27 protein-coding genes and 1 tRNA gene are annotated in these 24,904 nt (G+C 65.4%); 17 read left to right on the plus strand and 11 right to left on the minus strand.

Annotated features, from left to right (window positions below):
- The first annotated feature begins 88 nt into the window (after nt 1-88).
- Both QOU61_RS16075 and QOU61_RS16080 read left to right on the plus strand, forming a co-directional pair.
- On the plus strand, nt 89-958 hold the full coding sequence (locus tag QOU61_RS16075; RefSeq protein WP_289660254.1) for an isocitrate lyase/PEP mutase family protein: 870 nt from the start codon (nt 89-91) through the stop codon (nt 956-958).
- On the plus strand, nt 955-1,254 hold the full coding sequence (locus QOU61_RS16080; protein WP_289660256.1) for an acylphosphatase: 300 nt from the start codon (nt 955-957) through the stop codon (nt 1,252-1,254). The genes QOU61_RS16075 and QOU61_RS16080 overlap by 4 nt, the downstream gene beginning before the upstream one ends.
- A gap of 65 nt (nt 1,255-1,319) precedes the next feature.
- On the opposite strand, the gene QOU61_RS16085 is transcribed toward QOU61_RS16080, so the two are convergent.
- A complete protein-coding gene (locus QOU61_RS16085) occupies nt 1,320-2,129 on the minus strand; it encodes a class I SAM-dependent methyltransferase (protein WP_289660258.1) in 810 nt (269 codons plus the stop codon).
- Between the two features lie 158 nt (nt 2,130-2,287).
- Between QOU61_RS16085 and QOU61_RS16090 the strand changes: the two genes are divergently transcribed.
- Genes QOU61_RS16090 through QOU61_RS16100 form a run of 3 tightly spaced genes read left to right on the plus strand, consistent with a single transcriptional unit; the run spans nt 2,288 to nt 4,959 of the window.
- The gene (locus QOU61_RS16090; RefSeq protein WP_289660261.1) at nt 2,288-2,845 is read left to right on the plus strand and encodes a GbsR/MarR family transcriptional regulator; all 558 of its coding nucleotides are present in this window, start codon (nt 2,288-2,290) and stop codon (nt 2,843-2,845) included.
- Between the two features lie 24 nt (nt 2,846-2,869).
- Complete coding sequence (locus tag QOU61_RS16095) at nt 2,870-3,526, plus strand: DUF4166 domain-containing protein (RefSeq protein WP_289660264.1); 657 nt, start codon at nt 2,870-2,872, stop codon at nt 3,524-3,526.
- The gene (locus QOU61_RS16100) at nt 3,523-4,959 is read left to right on the plus strand and encodes a TIGR01777 family oxidoreductase (RefSeq protein WP_289660266.1); all 1,437 of its coding nucleotides are present in this window, start codon (nt 3,523-3,525) and stop codon (nt 4,957-4,959) included. Before QOU61_RS16095 ends, QOU61_RS16100 begins: the two co-directional genes overlap by 4 nt.
- A gap of 28 nt (nt 4,960-4,987) precedes the next feature.
- On the opposite strand, the gene QOU61_RS16105 is transcribed toward QOU61_RS16100, so the two are convergent.
- Nucleotides 4,988-6,508: a PAS domain-containing hybrid sensor histidine kinase/response regulator family protein gene (locus QOU61_RS16105; RefSeq protein WP_289660268.1), complete on the minus strand. Its 1,521-nt coding sequence runs from the start codon at nt 6,506-6,508 to the stop codon at nt 4,988-4,990.
- A 200-nt stretch (nt 6,509-6,708) separates the two neighbouring features.
- The gene (locus QOU61_RS16110; protein ID WP_289660271.1) at nt 6,709-7,566 is read right to left on the minus strand and encodes a LysR family transcriptional regulator; all 858 of its coding nucleotides are present in this window, start codon (nt 7,564-7,566) and stop codon (nt 6,709-6,711) included.
- Between the two features lie 103 nt (nt 7,567-7,669).
- Between QOU61_RS16110 and QOU61_RS16115 the strand changes: the two genes are divergently transcribed.
- Nucleotides 7,670-8,098, plus strand: coding sequence for a tautomerase family protein (locus QOU61_RS16115; protein WP_289660273.1), 429 nt, complete (start codon nt 7,670-7,672; stop codon nt 8,096-8,098).
- A gap of 6 nt (nt 8,099-8,104) precedes the next feature.
- Here QOU61_RS16115 and lipB read toward each other — a convergent pair whose 3' ends face one another.
- On the minus strand, nt 8,105-8,833 hold the full coding sequence (gene lipB / locus QOU61_RS16120) for a lipoyl(octanoyl) transferase LipB (RefSeq protein ID WP_289660275.1): 729 nt from the start codon (nt 8,831-8,833) through the stop codon (nt 8,105-8,107).
- Between the two features lie 65 nt (nt 8,834-8,898).
- Here lipB and QOU61_RS16125 point away from each other — a divergent pair, with 65 nt between their 5' ends.
- Both QOU61_RS16125 and QOU61_RS16130 read left to right on the plus strand, forming a co-directional pair.
- Nucleotides 8,899-9,141, plus strand: a complete 243-nt coding sequence (locus QOU61_RS16125) for a FliM/FliN family flagellar motor switch protein (RefSeq protein WP_289660278.1) — start codon at nt 8,899-8,901, stop codon at nt 9,139-9,141.
- 114 nt (nt 9,142-9,255) lie between these two features.
- Nucleotides 9,256-9,340: transfer RNA gene (locus QOU61_RS16130), tRNA-Leu, on the plus strand.
- A 116-nt stretch (nt 9,341-9,456) separates the two neighbouring features.
- Here QOU61_RS16130 and QOU61_RS16135 read toward each other — a convergent pair.
- From QOU61_RS16135 to QOU61_RS16150, 4 genes are all read right to left on the minus strand, one after another.
- Nucleotides 9,457-10,362: a ketopantoate reductase family protein gene (locus QOU61_RS16135; RefSeq protein ID WP_289660281.1), complete on the minus strand. Its 906-nt coding sequence runs from the start codon at nt 10,360-10,362 to the stop codon at nt 9,457-9,459.
- A 782-nt stretch (nt 10,363-11,144) separates the two neighbouring features.
- Nucleotides 11,145-11,399 carry a DUF3551 domain-containing protein gene (locus QOU61_RS16140; protein WP_289660283.1) on the minus strand — a complete coding sequence of 85 codons (255 nt, stop codon included), beginning with the start codon at nt 11,397-11,399 and terminating at the stop codon, nt 11,145-11,147.
- Between the two features lie 496 nt (nt 11,400-11,895).
- Nucleotides 11,896-12,153 carry a hypothetical protein gene (locus tag QOU61_RS16145; RefSeq protein WP_289660287.1) on the minus strand — a complete coding sequence of 86 codons (258 nt, stop codon included), beginning with the start codon at nt 12,151-12,153 and terminating at the stop codon, nt 11,896-11,898.
- 86 nt (nt 12,154-12,239) lie between these two features.
- Nucleotides 12,240-13,214 (minus strand): tripartite tricarboxylate transporter substrate binding protein, encoded by a 975-nt coding sequence (locus QOU61_RS16150; RefSeq protein WP_289661546.1) that lies wholly within the window; start codon nt 13,212-13,214, stop codon nt 12,240-12,242.
- Nucleotides 13,215-13,555: 341 nt separating this feature from the next.
- Between QOU61_RS16150 and QOU61_RS16155 the strand changes: the two genes are divergently transcribed.
- The 3 genes from QOU61_RS16155 (at nt 13,556) to QOU61_RS16165 (ending at nt 16,527) form a co-directional block, all read left to right on the plus strand.
- Nucleotides 13,556-13,930: a hypothetical protein gene (locus tag QOU61_RS16155; protein WP_289660288.1), complete on the plus strand. Its 375-nt coding sequence runs from the start codon at nt 13,556-13,558 to the stop codon at nt 13,928-13,930.
- 102 nt (nt 13,931-14,032) lie between these two features.
- A complete protein-coding gene (locus QOU61_RS16160; RefSeq protein WP_289660289.1) occupies nt 14,033-15,019 on the plus strand; it encodes a hypothetical protein in 987 nt (328 codons plus the stop codon).
- Between the two features lie 5 nt (nt 15,020-15,024).
- A complete protein-coding gene (locus QOU61_RS16165) occupies nt 15,025-16,527 on the plus strand; it encodes an MBOAT family O-acyltransferase (protein WP_289660291.1) in 1,503 nt (500 codons plus the stop codon).
- 120 nt (nt 16,528-16,647) lie between these two features.
- On the opposite strand, the gene QOU61_RS16170 is transcribed toward QOU61_RS16165, so the two are convergent.
- Both QOU61_RS16170 and QOU61_RS16175 read right to left on the minus strand, forming a co-directional pair.
- On the minus strand, nt 16,648-18,009 hold the full coding sequence (locus QOU61_RS16170; protein WP_289660293.1) for a polysaccharide deacetylase family protein: 1,362 nt from the start codon (nt 18,007-18,009) through the stop codon (nt 16,648-16,650).
- Nucleotides 18,010-18,228: 219 nt separating this feature from the next.
- On the minus strand, nt 18,229-19,044 hold the full coding sequence (locus QOU61_RS16175) for a polysaccharide deacetylase family protein (protein ID WP_289660294.1): 816 nt from the start codon (nt 19,042-19,044) through the stop codon (nt 18,229-18,231).
- A gap of 119 nt (nt 19,045-19,163) precedes the next feature.
- Between QOU61_RS16175 and mgtE the strand changes: the two genes are divergently transcribed.
- From mgtE to tolA, 4 genes are all read left to right on the plus strand, one after another.
- The gene (mgtE, locus tag QOU61_RS16180; RefSeq protein WP_289660295.1) at nt 19,164-20,585 is read left to right on the plus strand and encodes a magnesium transporter; all 1,422 of its coding nucleotides are present in this window, start codon (nt 19,164-19,166) and stop codon (nt 20,583-20,585) included.
- Between the two features lie 75 nt (nt 20,586-20,660).
- A complete protein-coding gene (locus QOU61_RS16185) occupies nt 20,661-20,963 on the plus strand; it encodes a helix-turn-helix domain-containing protein (protein WP_289660298.1) in 303 nt (100 codons plus the stop codon).
- A gap of 101 nt (nt 20,964-21,064) precedes the next feature.
- Nucleotides 21,065-21,883, plus strand: a complete 819-nt coding sequence (locus QOU61_RS16190; RefSeq protein WP_289660300.1) for an aldo/keto reductase — start codon at nt 21,065-21,067, stop codon at nt 21,881-21,883.
- 55 nt (nt 21,884-21,938) lie between these two features.
- Nucleotides 21,939-22,835, plus strand: coding sequence for a cell envelope integrity protein TolA (tolA, locus tag QOU61_RS16195; RefSeq protein WP_289660301.1), 897 nt, complete (start codon nt 21,939-21,941; stop codon nt 22,833-22,835).
- Between the two features lie 87 nt (nt 22,836-22,922).
- Here tolA and QOU61_RS16200 read toward each other — a convergent pair whose 3' ends face one another.
- Nucleotides 22,923-23,600 (minus strand): DUF599 domain-containing protein, encoded by a 678-nt coding sequence (locus tag QOU61_RS16200; RefSeq protein WP_289660302.1) that lies wholly within the window; start codon nt 23,598-23,600, stop codon nt 22,923-22,925.
- A gap of 92 nt (nt 23,601-23,692) precedes the next feature.
- On the opposite strand from QOU61_RS16200, the gene QOU61_RS16205 reads away from it, so the two are divergent.
- Both QOU61_RS16205 and QOU61_RS16210 read left to right on the plus strand, forming a co-directional pair.
- Nucleotides 23,693-24,355 carry a glutathione S-transferase family protein gene (locus QOU61_RS16205; protein ID WP_289660303.1) on the plus strand — a complete coding sequence of 221 codons (663 nt, stop codon included), beginning with the start codon at nt 23,693-23,695 and terminating at the stop codon, nt 24,353-24,355.
- 138 nt (nt 24,356-24,493) lie between these two features.
- Nucleotides 24,494-24,862, plus strand: coding sequence for a YidB family protein (locus QOU61_RS16210; protein ID WP_289660305.1), 369 nt, complete (start codon nt 24,494-24,496; stop codon nt 24,860-24,862).
- Nucleotides 24,863-24,904 lie beyond the last annotated feature (42 nt).

Genomic DNA, 24,904 nt, shown 5'->3' on the forward strand with positions numbered 1-24,904 from the left:
GCGCCTCGACGAGGCGAACCCATCTCGAGATTCCGGGTCTGGTGCCGGCGCACCATCCCGGAAGGCGGAGAGCCCTCAAGAGGTGCCGATGACCTTCCGTCAACGCCGAGAGAAACTGCGTGCGATCCTGGCGGGAGCTTCCTGCATCCATCCGGGCTCGGTCTATGACGCGATATCGATCCGCATCGCGGAGGACCTCGGCTTCGAGCTCGGCATGTTCGGCGGCTCGGTGGCTTCGCTCGCGATCCTCGGCGATCCCGACGTCGCGCTGATCACCCTGACCGAGCTTGCCGAGCAGATGCGGCGGATGTCGCGGGCATCACCGCTGCCGGTCCTGGTCGATGCCGATCACGGCTATGGCAATGCGCTCAATGTGCGCCGCACCGTGCAGGAGCTGGAGGCTGCGGGCGCCGCCGGGCTGACCATCGAAGACACCTTGCTGCCGCAGGCGTTCGGCGAGGCGAAGACCCAGCTGATCTCGATCGAGGAGGGCGTCGGCAAGATGAGGGCCGCGCTCGATGGCCGCAGCGATCCGTCGCTCGTCATCCTCGGGCGAACCGGCGCGGCTTCGATCACCTCGCTCGACGACGCGATCCGCCGCGCGAAGGCCTATGAGGCGACCGGCGTGGATGCGCTGTTCTTCACCGGCCTCAAGGCGCGCGAGGAGCTGGAAGCGATTGCCGCGGCGACGCGGCTGCCGATCGTGCTCGGCGGCGCGCCGGAGCAGTTCTCGGCGATCGATTACCTCGCAAGCCAGCGCGTCCGTATCGCGTTGCAGGGGCACGCGCCATTCGCCGCTGCGACGCAGGCCGTCTACGACACGCTGAAGGCGCTGCGCGAGGGGGCGTCGCCGAAACAACTCAAGGGCCTCGCATCGGCCGAGCTGACCGGGCGGCTGACGCGGGAAAAGGCGATGGCCGCGCGCAGCCGCGACTTCCTGGGACTGGAACGCGGATGAGCGACGTCATCGTCCATGTCATGATCCGCGGCCGCGTGCAGGGCGTCGGCTACCGCGCCTGGGTCGAGCACCAGGCGGCGGCGAGCCGGCTCGAGGGCTGGGTGCGCAACCGCCGCGACGGCAGCGTGGAGGCGGTGTTTTCCGGGCGTTCGGAGATCGTCGCCAACATGCTCACCCGCTGTCGCCGCGGACCGCCCTCGGCGCGGGTCGACGCCGTCGCGGAAGAGCCGGCAAGCCCGGATTTGCTGAAGCTGCGGGAGCCAGGTGAGCCGTTCTCGGTACTGTCCACGATCTAGTGATCCGATTCCAACCTTCGCTACCCACGTTGGGAGCCACGTTTGCGAACGTCAAATCCGCTCCACTAGGCAGCGGAAATCACGATCGCCCGAATCCGGCCCTCGATCGGACCATTGCCGAAGCGACGGGCGAGCGCGGCGGCGGCTTCGCGTGTTGCGGCCTCCAGGCCCGGCGCGCCGCGGGCTTCGATTTCCGGCCGCATCGGCGTGCCCTGGCAGAAGGCGGTCGCGGGATCGCTGGGCGAGCCGGCGCGGCTCCGATGCGCGACCGCCTCGATCGCTATATCGCGAAAGCCCGCTTGCATCAGGTCGGCGCGAATGCGTTCGACATCGTGATAGCCGTGCGGTGTGCGCGCCAGGAATTGCGGCGGATCGTCCGGAAACACCCGCTGCAGGGCCTGGTGAACGACATGGGCAAAATCGTTCTCCTCGATCCTGTCCCACACGTTGAAGAAAAAACGCCCGCCGGGTTTCAGAACGCGCCGCGCTTCCGCATACCCCTTGATGCGGTCGGGAAAGAACATCACGCCGAACTGGCAGGCGACGACATCGAAGCTCGCATCATTGAAGGGCAGGGCGAGCGCGTCCGCTGGCCGCCACTTGATCTGCGGCTTGTCGGCAAGGCGAGTCTTGGCTTGCGCCAGCATCGGCTCGTTCAAATCGGTCGCCGTGATCGATGTGCTGTCCGGCAACAGTGAGGCGAGCGCCGTGGTCACGGCGCCGGTCCCGGCCGCCGTCTCCAGCACGTCGTGCGGTTCGTGTGCCTTGATGCGGCGGGCGAGATCGCTGGCATAGGGCTCGAAGATCATGGGCACCAGCAGCCGGTCGTAGAGCTGCGGGATCGAGCCGGTGAACGCCTTGTCGGAAGCAACCATGGCTGGCTCTCCGTCTTCCGGGACATGCGGGATCATGCAATGCGGGCCGGGCGAAGCCAACGCCGTCAACGGCGCGGAGCCGGCCGAGGACCTGCCGAAATGTCGCAGCGGGCCTGGCCCGGCTTGACATTGCTTTGGTTCTGTCTGATATTTCTGTTATGACAGAAATATCAGGAAATAAGAAACTTCCCGCCGCCGTCCAACGCTTCATCCTGCACTGGGGCGACATGGGCGATGAGTGGGGGGTCAACCGCTCGGTCAGCCAGATCCACGGCCTGCTTTATCTGGCGGAAGCGCCGATGACCGCCGAGGACATTGCCGACACGCTCGGCATGGCGCGCTCGAACGTCTCCAATTCGATCAAGGAACTGCTGGCCTGGAACCTGATCCGGCGGGTGCCGATCCTCGGCGACCGGCGCGATCATTTCGAGGCGGAGACCGACATCTGGGAGGTCGCGGCGCGGATCGCGGCCGGACGCAAGGAGCGCGAAATCGATCCGGCGCTGGACGCGCTGCGGGCCTGCGTCTCGGATGCGGCTGACGATCCGACCATCAGTCCGGTCGCGAGCAAGCGGCTGAAGGAGATGCTGGCTTTCACCGAACTCGTCGACCGCTGGTACATGCAGATGCTCAGCGTGCCGCGATCGAAGCTGGTCGCCTTGGTCAAGCTCGGCGAGAAGATCGTGAGCTATCTGCCCATCGGAAAATCAAAATAGGGCTGGCCGCAGCGGGAGTGCGCGATGGCATCGACAAGAATTCCGAGATCGCGAACGCCCGATGCCAGATTGCTCGATGACAGCCGCTTCCGCGCGCTGCTTTCGGATGAGGACTGGGGACGTCTTCCGGTCGCGATCTGGCGACGCTTCTCCAAGCGGCTGTCGGACGGCAAGACGATCGTCTATGTCGGTCTGGTCGACGAAGCGTGCCTCAGCCGGATCGGCTGGTGGATTGCGCAGCTCCTGCGGGCGATCGGCGGGCCGCTGCCGACCAGTGCTGCGACAGGTGTTCCCATCATCGTCACGGTGACCGAGGACGCGAGCGCAGGTGGCCAGACCTGGACGCGCATCTGCGCTCGCAGGCGCAGATTCCCCCAGGTGATTCGCTCGGCAAAGTGTTTTGCCGGTCCGACCGGCCTCGAGGAATATGTCGGCTTTGGCATCAGCATGGCGCTGCGCGTCAGCGTCGAGCAGGAAGTGCTCGTGTTCCGCAGCGTCGGCTATTCGTTCGGCGCAGGCCGGCTGCGGTTGCCGATGCCGGCATGGCTGACGCCGGGCGTGCTTACGGTGACCCACAAGGATCTCGGCGGCGGCGAATTTCGCTTCACGCAGGAAGTCGTCCATCCCCGTTTCGGGGAAATCATTCGCCAGTCCGCTGTGTTCAGGGAGGCTTCGTCATGACGCCGCTGCTATGGACGCTCGTCGCCCTTCAGATCGCGATGGGGGCATTCGATACGCTTTACCACCATGAACTCACCGAGCGGCTGGCGTGGCGGCCCTCGCAGCGCCACGAGCTTAGGCTCCATGCCGTGCGCAACATGCTGTACGCCCTGCTTTTCCTGGTGCTCGGCTGGCTCGAAATTCACGGCATCTGGGCGATCCTCGTCATCGCGGTGCTCGTCGTCGAAGTCATCATCACGCTGATGGATTTCGTCGAGGAGGATTTGAGCCGCAAATTGCCGGCGAGCGAGCGCATCAACCATACGCTGCTTGCCATCAACTATGGCGCCATCCTCGTGCTGCTGCTGCCGGTCCTAATCGATTGGGCGATGCAGCCGACCGCGATCAAGCCGGCCTATGCGGGGCTGTTCAGCGCGCTCGCGACGGCGGCTGCCATTGGCGTCGCGCTGTTTGGCGTGCGCGACCTTGCCGCCGCCGGCCGCCTGGCGCGGCTTAACGCTCCGCCCGCGGGTGAACTCGTCGATGCGCTGCCGGCGCGGCAGGTCGTGCTGGTCACCGGAGCCACCGGCTTTGTCGGAAGCCGGCTCGTCGCCGGCCTCGTCACGGCCGGGCATGACGTGATCGCGTTGGTTCGCAGCCGAGCGAAAGCGGAAGCACTGCCGGCGCCGATCAGGCTGATCACCAGCCTCGATCAGCTGCCGGCGGATGCGCGGATCGACGCCGTCGTGAATCTTGCGGGCGAGCCGATCGGCGACGGGCTTTGGACCGAAGAAAAGCGCCGCAGGATCATCTCGTCCCGCGTCGACATGACCCGCGGTGTCATCAAGCTGATCGAGAGACTGGAGCGCAAGCCGGCGGTCCTGGTCAGCGGATCGGCGATCGGCTGGTATGGGCTCTGGCAGGACCAGGTGCTCACCGAGTCCGCAAAATCCCACGGCTGCTTCAGCCACGAGATCTGTGAAGCCTGGGAGCAGGCGGCGCACCCGGCGACGGAGCATGGCGTCAGGCTGGTTCACCTGCGGATCGGGCTCGTGCTCGGTACTGATGGCGGCTTTGTCACGCGTATGCTCACACCGTTCGAGTTCGGCCTCGGCGGGCCGCTCGGCTCCGGGCGGCAGTGGATGTCGTGGATCGAACGCGACGATCTGGTGCGCCTGATCGCCTATGTCATCGCCCGGCCGGAAATCTCAGGTGCCGTCAACGCCACCGCGCCGATTCCCGTCACCAACCTGAAATTCACCGAAGAGCTCGGCCGGCGGCTGCATCGGCCCGCGATTTTCCGTGTCCCGGCGGCGCTGCTGCGCCGCGTCGGCGGAGACTTCGCCAACGAGCTTCTGCTCGGAGGCCAGCGGGTTCTGCCGAACAAGGCGATGATGAACGGTTTCGTGTTCCGTCACGAAACCCTGCGCAGCGCTTTCGAGGCGATCCTCTGAGCAGCGGCGCGCGGGCTGGCCGCCCGCGTCAGCGCGGCAGCTTCGCGATCGCCTCGCTCAACTGATGGATCTCGTAGGGCTTGCGCAGGATCGGGAAGGTGCCGCGCACGTTCCGGGCGGCATCGCTGTAGCCGGTTACAAGCAGGATCGGCAGGTTCGGGCGCTTCTCCTTCAGGCGGTGCGCAAGGCTCAGTCCGTCCATCTTGCCGGGCATCACGATGTCGGAGAAAACAAGATCGATGCCGTCAAGCTCGATCTCGACCAGCGCGGTCTCGGCATCGGCTACGCGGCGCACGGTGTAGCCGAGCTGTTCGAGCAGACTGCAACTCACCGAGGCGACATCGGGATTATCCTCGACCAGCAGCACGGTTCCGCTGCGGTTGACCTTCGCCACCTGCGGGGTCCGGACTTCGGGCTCGCCGCCCTCGCGCGGCAGCAGCAGCGTCACCCTGGTGCCCGCGCCGAGTTCGCTCTCGACGTTGACGGTGCCGCCGGCCTGGTGGGCAAAGCCGTGCACCTGGGAGAGGCCAAGGCCGGTGCCCTTGCCGACCGGCTTGGTCGTGAAGAACGGATCGAAAATCTTGCCCTGGATGTCGGGCGCGATGCCGGTTCCGCTGTCGTGGACGCTCACTGCGACATAGTCGATGGCATCAGGCCCTTCGCCGATTGTCCGATTGCGGGCACTGACCGTGATCGTGCCGCCGTCGGGCATGGCATCGCGCGCATTGATGACGAGATTGACCAATGCGGTTTCCAGTTCCGCCACGTCGACCCTGACCGGCCACGCATTCTCGTCGACATCGAACGTAAGCCGGGAAGCGCCGCCGATACCGGTATGCAGCACGTCGCGGATCTCCGCGATCTGCGCGGCAACGTTGACCACCTCCGGATTGACGCTCTGCCGCCGGGCGAAGGTCAGCAACTGGCTGGTCAGCGCCGCTCCGCGCTTGGTCGCCATGTCGATCGCCGCAATTGCTCGCTCGAGCTTCGGAGCGTTGCTGATCCCTTTCTTCAGGACGTGCAGGCTGCCGCTCACGATCATCAGAAGGTTATTGAAGTCATGCGCGACGCCGCCGGTAAGCTGCCCCAGCGCATCGAGCTTCTGCGACTCCGCGAGATGCTTCTGCATCTGCTCGAGCTTGAGCTGGGCGTTACGACGCTCCGTGATGTCGCGGGTGATCTTGGCGAAGCCGACCAGCCTGCCGCCCTCATAGATCGGATCGATGATCACGCTGGCCCAGAAGAAGGTTCCGTCCTTGCGGACGCGCCAGCCTTCCTCCTCATAGCGGCCCTGTTCGCGCGCGATGCCGAGTGCGCGCGCGGGCTTGCCGTTGGCGCGGTCGGTTTCGGTATAGAAACGGGAAAAGTGCTGGCCGAGGATTTCCTCAGTCGAATAGCCCTTGATCCGCTGGCCGCCGATGTTCCAGCTGGTGATGATGCCGGTGGGGTCGAGCATATAGAGCGCGTAGTCCGCGACGCCCTCGACGAGAAGCCTGAAATTGCGCTCGCTCTCGAACAAGTCCCTTTGTTGCTTGTCTATTTGGACCATCAGAACCCCGCCTCGAAGCTGGCCAAACGCACCAGAAAGGGTTTCGTTCCCTCTCGACGGGCAACTATCGATGGATTGGAAGAAAATGTAGTTTTGGCAACATGTTATCGAATAGTCGAGGATATCGGAAGTTCAAGGCCGGCGGCGGGGTTTCGTTGCGACCGCGGGGCCTGGGGCGCGGCGGCCCGTCGTGCCGCGATCTAGCCGGCCTTGGCGAGGCTGCGGAACGTCGCTGCGACGGTGCGCAAGGCGGCGAGCTTGACGGGGTCGCTGACCTTGGAATGCAGCACCACCTTCGAGGAGCCGAGCCGTGGCAGGCCGAGCGCGGGGCCGACATCGGCGAGGCCCGGCGGCGCAATCCGCCGCGCCAATGGCGCGACCGCGAGCCCCGCGAGCGCGGCTGAGGCAACTGCCATGACGCCGCCGCCGACGAAGGTTTCGCTCCACTTGATGCCAGCCTTGTCGAGCGCACGAAGCGCGATCGCGCGCACGCCGCAGGGTGGCGCTAGCGTGGCCAGCGGCAGCCGATCGCCGCGCCGTGTCCGCCAGCGCGCGGAGGCGTACCAGCCGTAGTCGTCCTCGGCGAGTTTCTCGCCGCTGCGCCGGCCGCCTTCCTGCCGCACGATCACTGCATCGAGCCTGCCGGCATCATAGATTTCGACGAGTTCGTGCGAGAAGCCGATGCTGAGCGCGAGCGACAATTGCGGCGAGACCGCATGCAGCCGCTCGATCAGCGCCACCAGCTCGGGGCCTGCGACATGATCGCTGATCCCGAGTGACAGTTGCTGCCGTGCCGGCTGCGTTCCCGACAGCGCCTCGGCATGCGCCGCGATCAACGCCTGTGCGCGATCGAGGAACGCCGCGCCTTCGGCGGTCAGCCGCACGGCGCGCGGCGAGCGCTCGACCAGCCGCCGGCCGAGCAGGGCCTCGAGCCGCTGCAGCTTCATGCTGACAGAAGCCTGGGTGGTGCCGAGCGCTTCCGCGGCACGGGTGAAGCTCTTGAGTTCCGCCACCAGCACGAAGGCCTGGACGGTCGGAATATCGAGGGTGGCATTCATAAATATGTCTTATCATTGTTATCGATCGAGATAAGGTACCAAAATGATGCCGGCCGGTCTACCTGGAGGTCGCGCGTCCCCGCCCACCATCGGGAGAACGATCATGCCCCTCATCACCGTCAGCTACTCGACGTCGCGGCAATCGCCTTCGCTGAAGGCAGACATCGCGGCCGCCGTCTCCGAACTGACCGCGACGATCCTGCGCAAGGATCCGAAGGTCACCGCGGTCATCGTCAAGCATGTCGATGCGGCCGACTGGTTCGCCGGCGGCCGCTCACTCGCGGAGCAGAAGCTCGCAAGCTTCTGGATCGACGTCCATGTCAGCGAGGGGACCAATACCAAGGACGAGAAGGCGGCCTGGCTCGCGGCGCTGTTCGCGCGCATGGGCGAGCTGCTGGGGCCGCTGCACCATGAGAGCTACGCCCATGTCGACGAGGTGCGCGGCGATGCCTATGGCTTTGGCGGCCTGTCGCAGGAGCGGCGCTACATCGCCGGCAAGCTGGAAGTGGCGCCGCAGCGCGCCGCGGCGTGAGCTGCGTCAGGCGGCTGTCTCGGGCAGCCGCACGCCGGTCGCGCCGAAGACTTCCTCGAATGCCTGGCGGAGCGTGATGTCAACGTCGGCCAGGCTGACCGGAAGGCCGAGATCGACCAGCGAGGTGACGCCGAAGCGGGGATCGGAAACCCCGCACGGCACGATCGCCGAAAAATGCGCTAGGTCCGGCTCGACATTGATGGCGATGCCGTGGAACGACACCCAACGCTTCAGCCGCACCCCGATGGCGGCAATCTTGTCCTCGAAGCCTTCGCCCTTGTCGGGCCGCCGGACCCAGACGCCGACGCGGTCCTCACGCCGCTCGCCGCGCACGTTGAAATGCGCCAGCGTGCGGATGATCCATTCCTCGAGGCCGGCCACGAAGGCGCGCACGTCCGGCTGCCGCCGCTTCAGGTCGAGCATCACATAGGCCACGCGCTGGCCGGGCCCGTGATAGGTGATCTGGCCGCCGCGGCCGGTCTGGAAGGTGGGAAAGCGGGGATCGAGCAGGTCCGACGCCCTGCCGCTGGTGCCGGAGGTGTAGAGCGGGGGGTGCTCCAGCAGCCACACCAGTTCCGGCGCTTCCCCGGCCGCGATCGCCGCCACCCGCGATTCCATCGCCGCGACCGCCTCGGGATAGGGAACCGGCCGGTCCGAGACGCGCCATTCCACGCCTTCCGGCCGGTTCAGGGTCGCAAATCGCGTCAAATCAAGGTTTTGGCGGTCATTAACCATCGGCTAACCATAACGTGGTGATCTCCTGGGTAGCAATTGTGCAGTCCTCGTGCGGCGGTAGTGAAGTGCCAACCCTCGATAAAGTCACCGTAGACCTGATGGTGGTCCTTGGGACCACCACCATGCCGATCCATCAGGTAATGCGGCTTTCCCGCGGCGCCATCATCGAACTGGACGCGACCGAGGCCGACGAGGTCAAGGTGCTGGCCAACAGCCTGCCGGTTGCGAGCGGCGTGGTGCTGGTCGACCGCAACCGAATCGCCGTCGAAGTCAAGCAGATGCTGCCGCGGCTGCCGGGCACCCGCTGATCGCGCCGCTCGCGGCAAAAAAGCCTGCCAGTGCGGCCTTGTCCGGCAACTTTCGATTTGTTACATCGGCGCCGTGATCCGGCCGGGTCCGGGGACCCGGGTCGGCCGACCTTAGCGCTCGTGGCGGAATTGGTAGACGCGCTGCCTTGAGGTGGCAGTGAGTAACATCGTGGGGGTTCGAGTCCCTCCGAGCGCACCATTTCCCCGCAGACGGAATTTTCCTGATATCGGCAGGCTGCATGCGGTTGGCTCAACGGTAGCCCGAGCGCTTCTTCTGATGATCCGCGAGCATTGCGGGATCGTCAGCTTCCAGCGCTACAGCCGAGGCGCCTCTTTGCTTCGCTCCGCCAGCTTCACCATCAACTGGAGGGCCTGATTGGTTGGAGTCGGAATGCCCAGCTCGGTGCCTTTCCGCACCACGTAGCCGTTGAGAAAATCGATCTCGCTTGGTTTGCCGCGCGCGAGATCCTGCGCTGTTGATGACAGCTGGTTCGGCATGGCGGCGGGGATTTTCAATATCTGTTCCAGCAGATCTTCCGGCATCGATACGCCGCATGCACGGGCGACCATCACGACTTCCTGCACCGCCCTCGCCACGACATCCTTCGTACCTTCGACCTCCGACATCGGTCCGTAGGAGATGCCCGCGACGGCAGAAAGCGCGTTGTAGGCGCAGTTCGTGGCCAGCTTGCTCCACTGGATCCTTTCGATATCGTCTGAGATCGCCGTCTGGATGTCGGCTGCCTTGAGCGCTTGCGCCAGGGTCTCGCTCGCAGGCGAAGCGCCGATCACGAGCGCTCCGCCTCCGTGGTGCTTGATGTGGCCTGGCCCGGCCATTTCGCTGTCGACGTAGACCACGGCGGGAATGACAGGGTGGCCGGTGATGGCGCGGAGACGCTGGGGATTGTCGACACCGTTCTGAAGACTGAGAACCGACGCTTCCGTGCGCAGGCGTCCGACCAAAGACCGACCTGCTTCTTCGGTATCGGCAGACTTCACGCAGAAGAGCACCAACTCTGGTGAGCCGAGGGAGCTTGTATCCGTGGCCGCCCTGGCCGGCAAATACCCCTTGAAAAGTTGCGTATCCAGGAGAAGGCCATGCGCGTTGATCGCGTCGACGTGCGTTCGCCTGCCGATGAACGTCACGTCATGGCCGGCCCTCGCCAGCAGACCGCCATAATAGCACCCGACGGCCCCAGCCCCGACGACCGCGACTTGCATGCTTGTCTCCCGTGTTAGGCTGAGGCAACTCGGAATACCCAATCCGAAGAGATGGTTCAATTCACAGACAGTGTCGTACTCGACCTGTCGGGTTGGTGTTCCGGTGGGCTCTATTTTTTTCGGTCCCACGTGAACTAGATCACAGCCGCCGCGCCCGGGCCGTCGCAGAATGCAGATCGCGGAGGGCTCAAGTCATGCCCCCACCGTTTGCGAAAATCCCACGACGTATCAAATTCGACGTGATGGTCCTTGTGGTCGGAGCGGTTGTCATGCTCGCGACCGCTCTGTGGTCAGAGCCCGCCAGGGACGGCATTGTTCAGCGCGCGGCTCATAGTGCTCAGTCGGCGGGCCACCTGCTGTGGCACTATGTGACCGAGCGCAAGAAGGTCCCCATGCCCAAGTTAAAAGCTCCACTTTAGAGGCGGGATCGAAGCCCGCGCCCTAGCGGCCGCATTATGTGGAAAACTCGCCGATATTTTGTGCCGGCGGCTGTGTCGTGGCTGCCACTGAAGCTCAGAAAAGGGCGCACACACCCGAAGATGCCGCGACGAAACCATTTTCCCGGAGCGATGAAACCATCCTGAAACGCCGAGCTCTTATTAAGGCACGAGCAGCTCGCAGACCGGAAGGGTAAGTTCGATGTTTGAGTTAGCCTCTGCGTTAATTGCATTGTTCAGCGCCGGTATTTTCCTGGCGCATGCGGTCGAGGCCTATCACGCCCAATAGAAAGAGCGGGACCGAAGCTCCGAACCCACGGCCCGGTTCGTTGCCCGCAAACAACTTTAGTAGACGTGGCGATAACGTCGTCCCGCGGGCACTGGCGTGCTCCCAAAATAGGGGTTGATGACGCACTGAGCCGCGCGGCCCGACGCAGACATGTTGCATTGGGGCAGCGACGTGTAGCGGCATTCGTAATAGTTCGCTCCCCGGGTATACACGTGCAGGCAAACCGGATAAGCCGGATTGTATGTCTGGGCCGCCGCCGGCGCTATTGAGACCGTCCCGATCGCCAAAGTCGCAAAGGCCAGAATGCGCATCAGAACCTCCTTGGGAATTGGCGGCTCGGGTAGCTCTGCGCTGACGCTGAAATAGGGATTGGCGCCGCAATCCCCCCAACTTTGCGCATTCGGTGCACATGCGGCGATAACCTCAATTGCACTCTAAAGACGCGGATCGATTGTATTTTGTGGTGCCCTCAATCGAGGAACCGACGATGAAGGATCGGCCGCTGGTCAGATCACGTGTTTTGCATCCGAACTACGTCAATCCAGACGGCGCAACTGGCGTGTCCGCGGGCGGATACTTGTGGAACGGAAGGAGCGCCTCCGAGTGGGGTGGCGGCTAGTTCACTTGCTATAAGCCGTAAATGCATTTTGCTTAATTCATCTCTATAAGAAATTGAAATTGCTGTCATATTCGACGTGGCCGAGCGCGCCATTTCCCCGCAGACGGCATTTTCCCGATATCGGCAGGGCGAACGCGGTCGGCAAAAGCGCCTGCGCGCGATCGGCAGCGAATCGTGGCGCCGCTTGGTCAGCCCGAGCCGTCGCCGAGTCCATATTGCTCATAGATGCGCAATGGGTCGATTTCGGGAAACAGCCGGCACTTGGCCTGCGCCAGATGCAGCGTGACGGCGGCGGCGTCGCGCCCGTTGGCGAGCAGCTTGCGGATATCCTCCATATGCGCCCGCGGCTGATGCTTGGGCGGAAGCTGCTCGAGCGCGACGAAGGCCGTGGCGAGCGCCTCCGTGACAACCCATTCGTCGTGGCCCGTGATTCCCTTGCGCGGCATCGGCTCACTCCACGTCTCAAGTGGCGCGCATCATCCTAGCTCAGCCGCGCGCGAACCGCCATTCGATGCAGTGACGGTCGGCGTCGCTATTCCACCCGGATGCCGGTGGACTTCACCACGGCTGACCACTTTTCGGTTTCCTCCGACATCAGCCTGCCGAATGCGGCCGGCGGACTCGGCAGCGGATCGCCGCCGATTGCAGCAAAGCGCGCCTCCATGGCGTCGTCGGCAAACGCGGCGTTGATCTCGCGGTTCAGGCGATCGACGATGTCGGCGGGCGTCTTGGTCGGCACGGCGATGCCGTACCACTGGCTCGCCTCATAGCCGGGCAGGGCGGTTGCAATCGTCGGCAGATCCTTCAACAGCTCGGCGCCGGAGGCCGCGGTCGTCGCCAGCGCGCGCAGCCTGCCGATGCGGATATAGTCGGCCGTGCCGGGGGCGGCGGCGAACAGCACCTCGACCTGTCCGGCTATGAGGTCGGACAGGGCCTGGCTCTGGCCGCGATAGGGGATGTGGACCATGCGGGTCCCCGCCATGGAATTGAACAATTCGCCCGCCATATGCGGTGCGCTGCCGGTGCCGGCGGAAGCCATGTTGATCTTGCCCGGGCTGGCCTTGGCGTAGGCGATCAGTTCGGCGAGCGTCGTCACGGGCAGGGACGGGTGGACAAGCAGCACCATCGGCACGCGGATGACGCCGGCCACGGCTGCGATGTCGCGCAGAAACACGAAATTCAGCTTGGGATAAAGCGTCGCATTGACGGCATTGGGCACGGTCGCGAGCAGCAGCGTGTAGCCGTCGGGGGCTGCGTTGACGACCGCTTCGGTGGCGATGTTGCCGTCCGCGCCGGTGCGGTTTTCCACCACGAAGGGCTGGCCAAGCCGTTCCGACAGCCACTGGCCGATCAGCCGCGCGGCGATATCGACGCCGCCACCCGCCGCAAAGCCGGCGATGATGCGCACCGGCCGGCCCGGATAGGGAGCCTGCGCGACCGCCGCGCCGGGCAAGGCGGCTAGCGCGCCAGCGCCGGCCAGGAATGCAAGGGCATTGCGTCGTTTCATGATCGTCACGGCCGTATCGTCTCCCGAACCAAGCGAGCAGGTCGATCGCAGGCTGCCCAGAATGCAATCCGCACGAAGCTCCCGGCCCGGTTCCATTTCCGCACGGTCGCAATTTGCCATGGGGCATCTTGCAATGTGACCGCGCCCCGGTAAAAGGCCGGGACGCGCAGGCGCCTCCAACTGGCGGGCTGCCGATCCGCGCTCGAGCATCACGGCTGTAACAATGTCAGCGTAGATCGACACGCGTTCACGTCCGGTCGGCCATCCGGCCTGCCCGGAGCGATCCCCAGTCGCGTTCCGACCGACTGCCCACCTCACCGATCCCATCGACCGGAGCGCGCATGAGTCTTCTGAGCTTCGTCTACCGCTTCCTCTCCAATTTCGCGTTCCTGGCGCTGGTCTATTTCAGCCTCAACTTCATGGAGAAGTACAACAACCGCGCCATCCTCGCCATCCTGGTGCTGGTCTATGCCGGCATGCGCGCGGCTTCCGCGCTGCGCTCGTTCTATTTCTTCCAGAAGATCGAGCGGCTGGAAGTCGAGACGCGGCGGCTGATGTCGGTGGTCACCGAGGGCGGTGGCACGATCGGCGCACGCAAGCAGACGGTTATCGACGTCAGCCTGCTGCGCCGCGACGGCGAGCTGAAAGCCTACATGGATCTGTTCTTCCTGGCCTGCGTGGTCCTGCTTTGCGTCGCCAAGATCGTGACCGACTAGCGGTCCGATTCCAACATTCCGCGGTCGGCCGGCCTCGATTGACATGCGCAACCCGCTCGCCAAAACTCGCGCGCTTCGTTGGCCGGTTCCACTGCGTCGATCATGAGCCTGACCGCTGTTCACCTCTCACCCGCGTCGTCGCGCGCCTCTGCCGCGGCGTCACGCTGGATCGTCGGCAGCCTCGTGCTGAGCGCGGTGCTTTGGCTCATCGCGCTCGCCGGTTTGCTCGCGCTTGCCAAGCGCGTCCATGACGACATTCCCGCCTCGCTTGCCGCCAATCTGCCGCTCTTGAAAACAAGTCCGGTGCTGATCTTCGGCGGGGAGAGCCGCACCGCCTATCAGGTCGATCCGGCGCTCGCCGCGGAATTGATCGGAAAGCCACCCGGTGCCGCGGTCAACATCGCCTATGACGCCGGCGAGCCGCTCGCCATGCTTGCGGTGATGCGCCAGATGCCGGAGCGCTTCCGCGAGGCGCATACCGTTGTGAGCGTGGCGCCGTTCCTGTTCAATGAGGGGGTGCGGTCGGCCGCGGTCTATCCGCTCGACGTCGCCGCGCGGCTCAGTGTCGTCGAACTGATGCGCACGTTCCTGCCGCTGCGGATCGGCACGCTGATCCGCTTCGTTCGCGAAGCCTTTGCGGCCCGGCTTGCGGCGGACGAGGACGTCGCCGATCTCGGCGCCGCGCCGCCTGGCTTCGGTCTGCGGATCCTCGCCCGTACCCAGCCGGAAGACCGCTGGCCCGCCGACATCGGTTCGCATGCGCACTACGCCGGCTGGGACATGTCCGGACCGAAGGCCAAGTTCAGCATTGCGGCGCTGTGCGACATGACCAGGCTGACGCGCAAGCTGACGGTCGTGATACCGCCCTGGGCGCCGCGCTATGACCCGGCGTCGGACGCGGCATGGCGCGAAAGGGATGACCAGTACGCGAACCTTGTTCGCGACGCCGGCCAGCGCTGCGGCTTCGATGTGCTCGACATCAGGTCCATCCCGGATCTCGCGCAGCAAGACTACGCCGACGAGATGCACGTCAACGCCTCGGGCGTGACGATCTACACGCGGTACCTCGTCTCAAAGCTGAACCCTTAAAGCCCATGCTGTTCAGCTCGTTCACCTTCGTCTTTCAGTTCCTGCCCGCGACCATCCTCGCCTTCGCGGCGGCACGGCGCCATTCGCCGCGCGCCGGGATCATGGTGCTGGTTGGCGCGTCGCTGGTCTTCTACGGCGCCTGGCGGCCGGTCTATCTGCTGCTGTTCCTGGCCTCGGTGCTGGCGAACTTCTCGCTCGGATTGGCGATGGACGATCCCGCGCGGCGGCGCGTGGTCGGCATGACCGGCGTCGCGCTCAATCTGTCGCTCTTGTGCTTCTTCAAGTACACCAACTTTCTGCTCGACAATTTGCGCATGGTGAGCGGCGCCTCGCTGCCGTTCGCCGACATCGTGCTGCCGCTCGGCATCTCCTTCTTCACCTTCCAGCAGATCGCCTATCTGGTCGACGTGATGCGCGGTGCGAAAGTCGAGCGCGACATCGTCAGCTACACGCTGTTCGTGTCCTTCTTCCCGCATCTGATCGCCGGCCCCCTCGTGCACCACGCCGAGATGATCCCGCAATTCAAGCGGGGACGTACCGGCCGCTCCGCGCTGCTTGCCGCGCGGGGGTCGGCGATCTTCGCCGCCGGCCTCTTCAAGAAGGTGTTCATTGCCGACAACCTGGCGCAGTTCGCCAATCCCGTGTTTGCCCATGTCGACGGCGGCGGCGCGGTGACTGCGTCATGGGCGTGGCTGGCGACGCTCGCCTACACGCTGCAGATCTATTTCGATTTTTCCGGCTATTCCGACATGGCGATCGGGCTTGCGCTCATGTTCGGCATTCGCCTGCCGGTCAACTTCCGCTCGCCCTACAAGGCGACCTCGATCATCGATTTCTGGCGGCGCTGGCACATCACGCTGTCGCGCTTCCTGCGCGACTATCTCTACATCCCGCTTGGAGGCAACAGGCGCGGCGCGAGCCGACGCTATGCCAATCTGATGCTGACGATGCTGCTCGGCGGGCTCTGGCACGGGGCAGGGTGGAATTTCCTGGTGTGGGGCGGACTGCATGGCGCGTATCTCTGCGTCAACCACGTCTGGCTGATGTGGCGTCCCGAGAGAAAGCACCGGCCGTCGCCGACCTGGACAGGCCGGGCGTTTGGCTGGACGCTGACATTCATCGCCGTGGTCGTCGCCTGGGTGTTCTTTCGCGCCAGGACCATGGCGGGCGCAGGCCAGTTGCTGTGCGGGTTGGGAGGGGTTGCCGCGCGCGGCGACGCCTACGTGTCGCCGGGCATCCTGCGGGTGATGGACCTGCCGCTGATGGTCGGCGCGGAGCGGCTGTTGCTGATCGGATGGGGCGCGGCGCTGGTGGCGCTCGCCTTCGCGCTGCTGCTGCCGAACGTGCCGCAGATCTTCCGTTATCATGAATATCGCCGCGGCCCGGAATCGACCGCGCTGGTGCGATGGCGGCCGAATCTCGCCTGGGCCGTGCTGACGGCCGCAGCCTTCGTGGTCTCGCTGCTCGGCATGTGGCAGCGGGTCGAGTTTCTCTATTTCCAGTTCTAGGGCATCGGCTCCGATGAAATCAGAACCGTTGCTCTAGATTCTTCTCTGACGCGTTTTCTTGACGCGAGCGGGTGTCCACCCCGGATCAAGTCCGGGGCGGGCTTTCGCTCGAAAACGCTTCTAGCTGCGCTTCTTCAGGCTGGCGACGCGGACCGAGCGACCCGCGGCCTTGCCGGCGTGCTTCGCCGGCTTCGCGCCAGCGCGCGCCGCCGGATGCGCGGCATGGGCGACATGGGCACGCGATCCGTGCCCGCGGGCAACGACCGCTGCAGCCCCGCGCTTGGCTGCTCCCGCTTTCGCGGCGGCCAGCGGCGCCTCGCCCTTGGCCATGGCGTCGGCCGGCATCCCCTCGCGTCGCGGCTGGATCGAGGCGAACGCGGCGCGCGCATCCTTCGGCAATTCGAACAGGCTCTGCTGGGGCACCGGCAGGCTGATCGCGGCCTTCTGCACCGCGAGCTCGTCGGTCCGCGGCCAGGCCGTCGGTGCGGCGCCGAGCCGCTTCACGCGGCTGAACGGCTCGGCGGAAAGGAACAGTGCGCCGTCGGGCGTGTCGAAGCTCGGCAGAACCGGCGCGGGCAGCGTTTGCGGTTCGGCAAAAACGAAATTGGGAATTTTCGGCCAGCGTGCGATCGGCACATTCTCCGACGGCGGATGCATCTGCCACTCCGCCGGGTCGGTCGGCGTCGCCGGCCGATCGGGCGTCGCCGCCACCACATGCACGATGCGGTAGCCGCGCGCCTTCAGGTCATGCAGGATTGCCGGCAGCGCGCCCGCGGTGCGCGCCTGGATGTCGTGCAGCAGGAGAATGCCCTTGCCCTTGGCCTCCAGGCGCTTCATCGCAAGGTCGTGGACGCGCGCCGACGAGATGCGATGCCAGTCATCGGCGAGAAAATCCGCGCTCCAGAGCTGGATGCCGCGCGAGGCCAGGTAGTTCTCGACGCCTTCGGCGCGCAGCAGGCCCGGGATGCGGAAGAAGGGCGAAAGCGCGCTCGGATCGGTGAGGGCGGCCGTGACCGAGGCGATGCCCTGGTCAATCTCTTCCTGCGCCTTCTCGACCGGCATCTTCTGGAAGGTCAGCGGATGGTTCTGGCTGTGGGTGCCGATGCTGTGGCCGGCTGCCACCAGCTTGCGCACGCCCTCCGGATTGGCCCGGGCCTGGCTGCCGATCAGGAAGAAGGTCGCCTTGACGCATTGATCGGCGAGGGTCTGCAGCACCTGGTTGCTGTGCTTGGGCAGCGGGCCGTCGTCGAAGGTCAGCACCACCTCGTGATCCCGCAGCGGCAGCGTCTCCGGATATTGCATGGTGCCGATGCGCGGATGTTCGCGCGGGTCGACCACGATGGTGCGCGAGGTGCCGAGCGCGTCGGGATGGCCGGGGCAGTCGGCGGCATGCGCGGCCTGTGCAATTGCGCCGATGAGGAAAGCGGCGCAAAGGGCGATCCGCGATTGGGTCTTCGAGCCGACCGAGCCGTTACCGATCATCAAGTACCACCGCATTCACGCCTGACGCATCACCGCCATTTGCACGTCATCCTTGCCGCCAGCTTGCATCAATTCGTCTCAGCCCTGTCGGCACGGGTTCAGATAGGCCGAATCATTACATACTGCGCGATGAATACGGCCTTAATTGTCGATTCTCACACACGTTTGAGCCGCGGTGTCCCTGAACCGCACAGCTCCGGCCGCGGCGCGTTGCCGCATTCAGGGCGCCTGCTCGGCCTCGGCCGACACCGCGCCGGGGACGATGTGCACGACGTGATAGTCGTTGTCCTTCAGATACCGCAGGAAAGCCGGCAGCATCGCCGCGGTCTGCGCCTTGGGGTCGTGCAGCAGGATGATGCCCTTGCGCGCGACCCTGAGGCGGTCCGTGAGCAGCTTCAACTCCTGCTTCGGCGTCATCTTGTTCCAGTCGCTGGCCCAGAGGTCGGCGCCGAACACGATGATGCCGCGCGATTGCAGCATATCGAGTGTCGCCGGCGTGGACTCGAAGCCGGGAAAGCGGAAGAACGGCGTCGAAGGCTTGGTGGTCGCAACCCCGTGAAGCGCGGCTTCGACTGCGGAGATGCCGTGATCGATCTCGTCGAAGGCGTTCGCCCGCGGCATCCGCATCAGGCTGAAATGGGTCCAGGTATGATGCCCGATGCTGTGCCCTTCGGCCGCGATCCGCCGCACCAGCTCGGGATGCTCCGATGCCGGCTTGCCGATCAGGAAGAAGGTCGCGCGCACGCACTCCTGCGCCAGCGCCTTGAGCACCTTCGGCGTCGTCGGCGGCCACGGACCGTCGTCGAAGGTCAGCACCACCTCGTGGTCGCGAAGCGGCAGCGTCTGCGGAAAGCTCTTGGTCCCGACGCGCGGATAGGTCGCCGCATCGATGGTGAGGACGCGCGAGGTGCCGAGCGTTCCGGCGCGCGGACAGTCGGCGCCTCTCGCGGCTGCGACGAGGCCGAGCGAGGCCAGGGCGGCGAGCGCCACCTTGCGCGGAATACGGGATCGACGTCGTCGGCGCGTGTTTTTCATTTGCGCTTGGTCTTGCCGATTGGGTAATGCCTGCAGCAGGGATACGGTGGATGCGTAACAAACCCGGAAGCCCAGCTCAATCGAGTTGAATTATTCTGTCAAACCGGCGAGGCAGCGCCATGGTCGAACATTTGGACGTTGCCGATCATGCCGGCGTCTCCGTGCTCGACCGTCTTCCGATGCGCGACGAAGACGGCCAGATCAGGCCCGAATTCATTGAGGAAATCACCCGCCGCATCAAGGCCGCCGACGCCGGGTTCCTGCGCGCGGTGGTGGCGGAACTGCACGAGGCCGACCTTGGCGACCTGATCGGCGCGCTCGGGCCGGAGGACCGGGTCAGACTGGTCGAGCTCGCCGGCGCCGATTTCGACTTCTCGGCGCTGAACGAGGTCGATGAATCCGTCCGCGAGGAAATCCTCGAGGAGCTGGAACCGGAGACGGTCGCCGAAGGCGTGCGCGAGCTCGAGTCCGACGATGCGGTCGAACTGCTCGAAACGCTCGACGAGGAGGAGCAGGAGGAAATCCTCGAAAAGCTGCCGCCGTCCGAGCGCGATACGCTCGAGCGCAGCCTGCTCTATCCCGAGAACTCCGCCGGGCGGCGGATGCAGAGCGACTTCATCGCGGCGCCGCTCGGCTGGACGGTCGGCCAGGCGATCGACTACATGCGCGAGACGCCCGATCTGCCGGAGCGCTTCTACGAAATCTACGCCGTCGATGCCGACCGGCATTGGCTGGGCGCCATTCCACTCGATCGCCTGCTGCGCTCGCGCCCGCCGGTGCCGCTTGCCGAGCTGATCGACGAGGATCGCCGCCGCGTCTCCGTGCTCGACGATCAGGAGGAGGTGGCGCGGCTGTTCGGCAAATACAACCTGGTCGCTGCTCCCGTGGTCGACACCGAGAACCGGCTGGTCGGCGTCATCACCATCGACGACGTCGTCGACGTGATCGAGGAGGAGGCCGACGAGGATCTGAAGGCGCTCGGCGGCGTCACCCGTCACGAAGAGCTGTCGGACAATGTCTGGACGGTCGCGCGCGGCCGCTTCAACTGGCTGTTGGTGAATCTCGCGACCGCCTTCCTCGCCTCGTCGGTGCTTGGCCTGTTCGAAGGCCAGTTGCAGCAGATGGTGGCGCTCGCCGTGCTGGCGCCGATCGTCGCGAGCCAGGGCGGCAATGCCGCAACCCAGACCATGACGGTCGCGGTGCGCGCGCTCGCGACGCGCGAACTCGGTCCCGCCAACGCGCTGCGGGTGATCCTGCGCGAGAGCCTGGTCGGGCTCGTCAACGGCGTCGCGTTTGCCGTCATTACCGGCGTCGCCGCCATCGCCTGGTTCAGGATACCGGGGCTCGGCCTCGTCATCGGGCTTGCCATCATCTGCAACCTCGTTGCCGGCGCGCTCGGCGGCATCCTCATTCCCATGGTGCTGGAGCGGGTGCGCGCCGACCCGGCGGTGGCCTCCGGTACTTTCGTCACGACGGTCACTGACGTGGTCGGATTCTTTGCCTTCCTGGGCATCGCCACGCTCTGGTTCGGATTGAAATAGCGCGCCAGAACAAGCGCTTATATCGTTAATCGATCCTTAAGCGGCATCGCCGACAATGCCAGCCTTGGGGGTTGGATGATGCGGCGCTTGCGATTGAAGGCGGACGGACGGATCGTCGAGCTGCGCGACGGGCAGGAAGTCCCGCTGCAGCCGGCGATGCCGGGCGCGGCCGCCGAGCCCGGCACGCTCGAGGTGCGCGATTTGCGCCGCCGCGCCTGCCTGACCCAGCAGCAATTCGCCGAAAAGCTCGGCGTGCCCGTCGAGACCATCCGCAACTGGGAGCAGGGCAAGCGCGCCCCGCGCGGCCCGGCTCGGGCGCTGCTCGCGGTCATCGCGCATGCGCCCGAGATGGTGTTCGCCGCTCTGGCCAAGGCCTGATCGGGCCGCAGGGCAGCACGGACAGGGCGGCACAGGTTGGTGCGTTGGCAGCGTGAGGTCGGGGCGCCATAATGCGCTCCTGGTCGGTCCGGATCCGCAAAATGCTCTTTGTCGAGGCCAATGGCGCGAGAATTCCAGCGATCGGGCTCGGCACCTGGGAGCTCCGCGGGCGCACCTGCGCGCGGCTGGTGGCGCAGGCGCTGAAGCTCGGCTATCGGCACATCGATACCGCGCAGGTCTACGAGAACGAGCGCGAGGTGGGCGAGGGATTGCGCACCTCGGGCGTCAGGCGCGACGAGGTCTTCATCACCACGAAGGTCTGGACCACGCATTTCGCCCCGAACGAGCTCGAGCGTTCGACCAAGGAAAGCCTGGTCAAGCTCCGGCTTTCCGAGGTCGACCTGCTGCTGCTGCATTGGCCAAATCCGCAGGTGCCATTGTCGGAAACGCTGGGCGCGCTGGCGCGGGCGAGGGAGCTCGGCCTCGCCAGGCACATCGGCGTCTCGAATTTCACGGTGGCGCTGCTGGAGCAGGCGGTTGCGCAATGCCCGGCTCCGCTGGTCTGCGACCAGGTCGAGTATCACCCGTATCTCGACCAGACCAGGGTGAGGGAGGCTTGCGCGAGCCTTGGCCTGGCGCTGGTCGCCTATAGTCCGGTTGCAAAGGGACGCATCAAGGGGGACCGGACGCTCGCGCGGATCGGCGAGCGCTACCGCAAGACAGCGGCCCAGGTATGCCTGCGCTGGCTGGTGCAGCAGAATGTTCCGGCGATCCCGCGTACCTCGAAGCTCGAGCGGCTCTCGGAAAACATCGACGTCTTCGATTTCGAGTTGTCGGACGAGGAGATGGCGCAGATTTTCCAGATGGGCAGTGCCGGGACGCGGCTGACCAACTTTGGATTTGCGCCGAAATGGGATTGAGGTCGCGCCGTCGCCGGCTATTGTAACCCGCGGGGGTCTAGCTTGAACGACGGCGATGGAACTGCGGCAGTTCATCCGGACTGATGTGACGGCGTCGGCGATTGCGCATCTGTCGATCCTGGCGCTGGTTTTCGTTTTCACCGAGGTGCATCCGTTCGGAACGGTGACGGCGGAGCCGATCGCCGTCGACATCGTGACACCCGACGAGGTGCCTGCGAAACAGCCGGAATTGCCGCCGTCGCCGCCGCCGACGCCCGATCCGCCACCACAGGACAAGCTTGAGGCGGCCAAGCCCGAGCCCCTGAATCTACCCGCGCCGGCGCCGCCTTCGGCCCAGCAGCAGCCGTCGCCGCCGGCCGAGCAGCCTACACAGGCACCCGCGCAGAAGCAGGCAGCGCGTCCCAACCGGAAAGAGGCGGCCGCTCCGCCGCCGCCCGCCCAGCCGGCCCCGCCGCCGGCGCCGCAGCCAGAGCCACAGCAGATGGCTGCCGCCGCGCCCGCCTACAAGCAGCCCGAACCCGACCTGACGCTGAAATATCACGTCATGCTCGGCCTGCCCGAAGCTCTGCCGCCGCTCCCGGCGGCACCGTCGAGCCCCGGTGACAGGCCGGGCGACGGCGTCGACGCCACCGCCTCGAGCGAGGCGAACATCGCCGCGAGCGCCATCGCCGAGTTCCGCCGTCACCTGAAGGCCTGCTCGAAGCTGCCGGCGTCGGTCGATCCGGCCGACAAGGTCAAGATCAGGCTGCGTGTGATGATGACGGCCGACGGGCGGCTTGCCCGCGAGCCGATCCTGATCGAAGCCAGCGCTTCTACGAAGGGGCCGCTGTTGATGCAGAGCGCGATGGCGGCGCTCGCCGCCTGCCAGCCCTATGCGATGCTGCCGGCCGAGCGTTATGGCGAGTGGAAGGTGATCGACCTCTCCTTCACGCCGGACGATTTTTCCTCCTGAGGAAATCTGTATTTGCTGGTGGTCCTTTGATTCTAACATTCGCAAACACGCCCGCCAAAACGGGATGCGAATGTTAGAATCGGACCTCTAGCTGCCCATCGCGCGCCAGGCATTGGAGGCGAACTGTCGCCGCCACGTCACCACCACGACCAGTCCCGTGGTCGCGAACAGCACCCAGGGACTCACGAACCAGCCGAGATAGCCGAGTGCGAAAAAGAACGCGCGTTGTCCGCGGTTGAAATGCCGCCCGGCCGCCTCGAACAGCCGCGTGGTGCGGATCACATGCGCCTGTGCTTCGGGCGTGTCGCGCTGGCTCGCCGGCGGCATGCCGCCGAGCAGGATCGCGACATAGTTGAACAGCCGGTAGGCCCAGGCGAACTTGAAGAAGGCGTAGACGAAGATCAGGATCAGCCCGACGCATTTCATTTCCCAGAGCGCCGGTGAGGGGCTGAGGTCGACCGGCAGCTTGCTGAGCACCGCGAGCGCATCGTTGGTGGCGCGCAACAAGGCGAGCCCGCCGCCGAGCGCGATCAGGCTGGTGGAGGCAAAGAACGCCGTGCCGTTCTGCAGCGAGGCCATGATCTGCATGTCGACCATGCGCGTCTCGCGGTCGAGCATGCGGCGGATCCAGACCTCGCGATAGACGTTCATGCGCGCCGACAGGCTGTCGCGTCCGTAGGCGGAGTGCTCCAGCGTGATGGCATAGCCGAGCCATTCGACGACAAAGAAGCCGACCGCGGTGATGTCGACCCAGTGTCCGCTCATGCCCGATCCCCACCCGCCGTTGCGACCCTCGCTGCGCAGGTTGAACGCGCCGCAGCGGTTATGGCAAGATGGAAGAAAAGGACTTCCGCAAAATGGCTGACCTGAAGCTCGTCATCGGCAACAAGAACTATTCCTCGTGGTCGATGCGGCCGTGGCTTGCGATGCGCGCCGGCAACATCGCGTTCGAGGAAATCTTCGTCCCGCTCTATACCGAGGATCCGGCGGACAAGGCGCGCATCGTAAGCTTCAGCCGGGCCGGCAAGGTGCCGGTGCTGATCGATGGCGTTATCGCGGTCTGGGATTCGCTTGCCATCATCGAATATGTCGCAGAGCGTTTTCCCGAAGCAAGGCTGTGGCCGGAAGACCGCGCGAGCCGCGCGCATGCGCGGTCGATCTCGGCCGAGATGCATTCGGGCTTTCTGCCGCTGCGCAACGAGTGCGGCATGAACCTGCACCGTCCGGTGCGCGCCGTGGCGTTGTCCGACGACGCCCGGGCCAACATCGCGCGCATCCAGGAGATCTGGCGCGAATGCCGCGAGCGCTACGGCGCGAGGGGGCCGTTTCTGTTCGGCGCCTTCAGCGGAGCCGACGCGATGTACGCGCCGGTCGTGCATCGCTTCCACACCTATGCCATCGAGGTCTCGCCGGAGGCGCAAGCCTACATGGCGACGATGATGGCGCTGCCGGCGTTCCAGGAATGGACGCGCGACGGCCTTGCCGAGACGCTGCTGATCGAAAAATTCGAGACGGCGTGATTCACCCTTGCGCGAATGTGACGGTATTCGCGGCTTGACGGATCGGTGCCGACGCGGTCGAATCCATCGTTCGATTTCGCCCGCGTTGGACCGGCTGAGTGCAGGCCGCGACCACGCATCCAACCGGAAGGTCTCGTCATGGGAATTCTCGACGCCATTGAAAATTCGCCGGCCTTGAAGAGCGCATTCAGCCAGCTCGGCGCGGCCGTGTTGCCGGTCGTGATGAGCGAGGTGATGGGCACTGGCAGTCAGGGCGGACTGAACGCGATCGTCGCCAAGCTGCAGCAGGCAGGTTTCGGCGATCAGGTGAAGTCCTGGATCGGGAGCGGGGCCAACCTCCCGATCACGGCGGACCAGTTGCGGCAGGTGCTGGGCAATGACACCGTCAGGCAGCTGGCCGCCAAGTACAACATTCCGGTCGACCAGCTTGCCGAAATCCTGGCGCACCAGCTTCCGCTGGCGGTGGATCACGCAAGCCCCGACGGCAAGCTGCCGCATACCGCCTGAGACCCCTGCGGCAGCTCGAACTGAGAGCTTCGAAGGCCCACG

Source organism: Bradyrhizobium sp. NP1, from assembly GCF_030378205.1.
Taxonomy (GTDB): domain Bacteria; phylum Pseudomonadota; class Alphaproteobacteria; order Rhizobiales; family Xanthobacteraceae; genus Bradyrhizobium.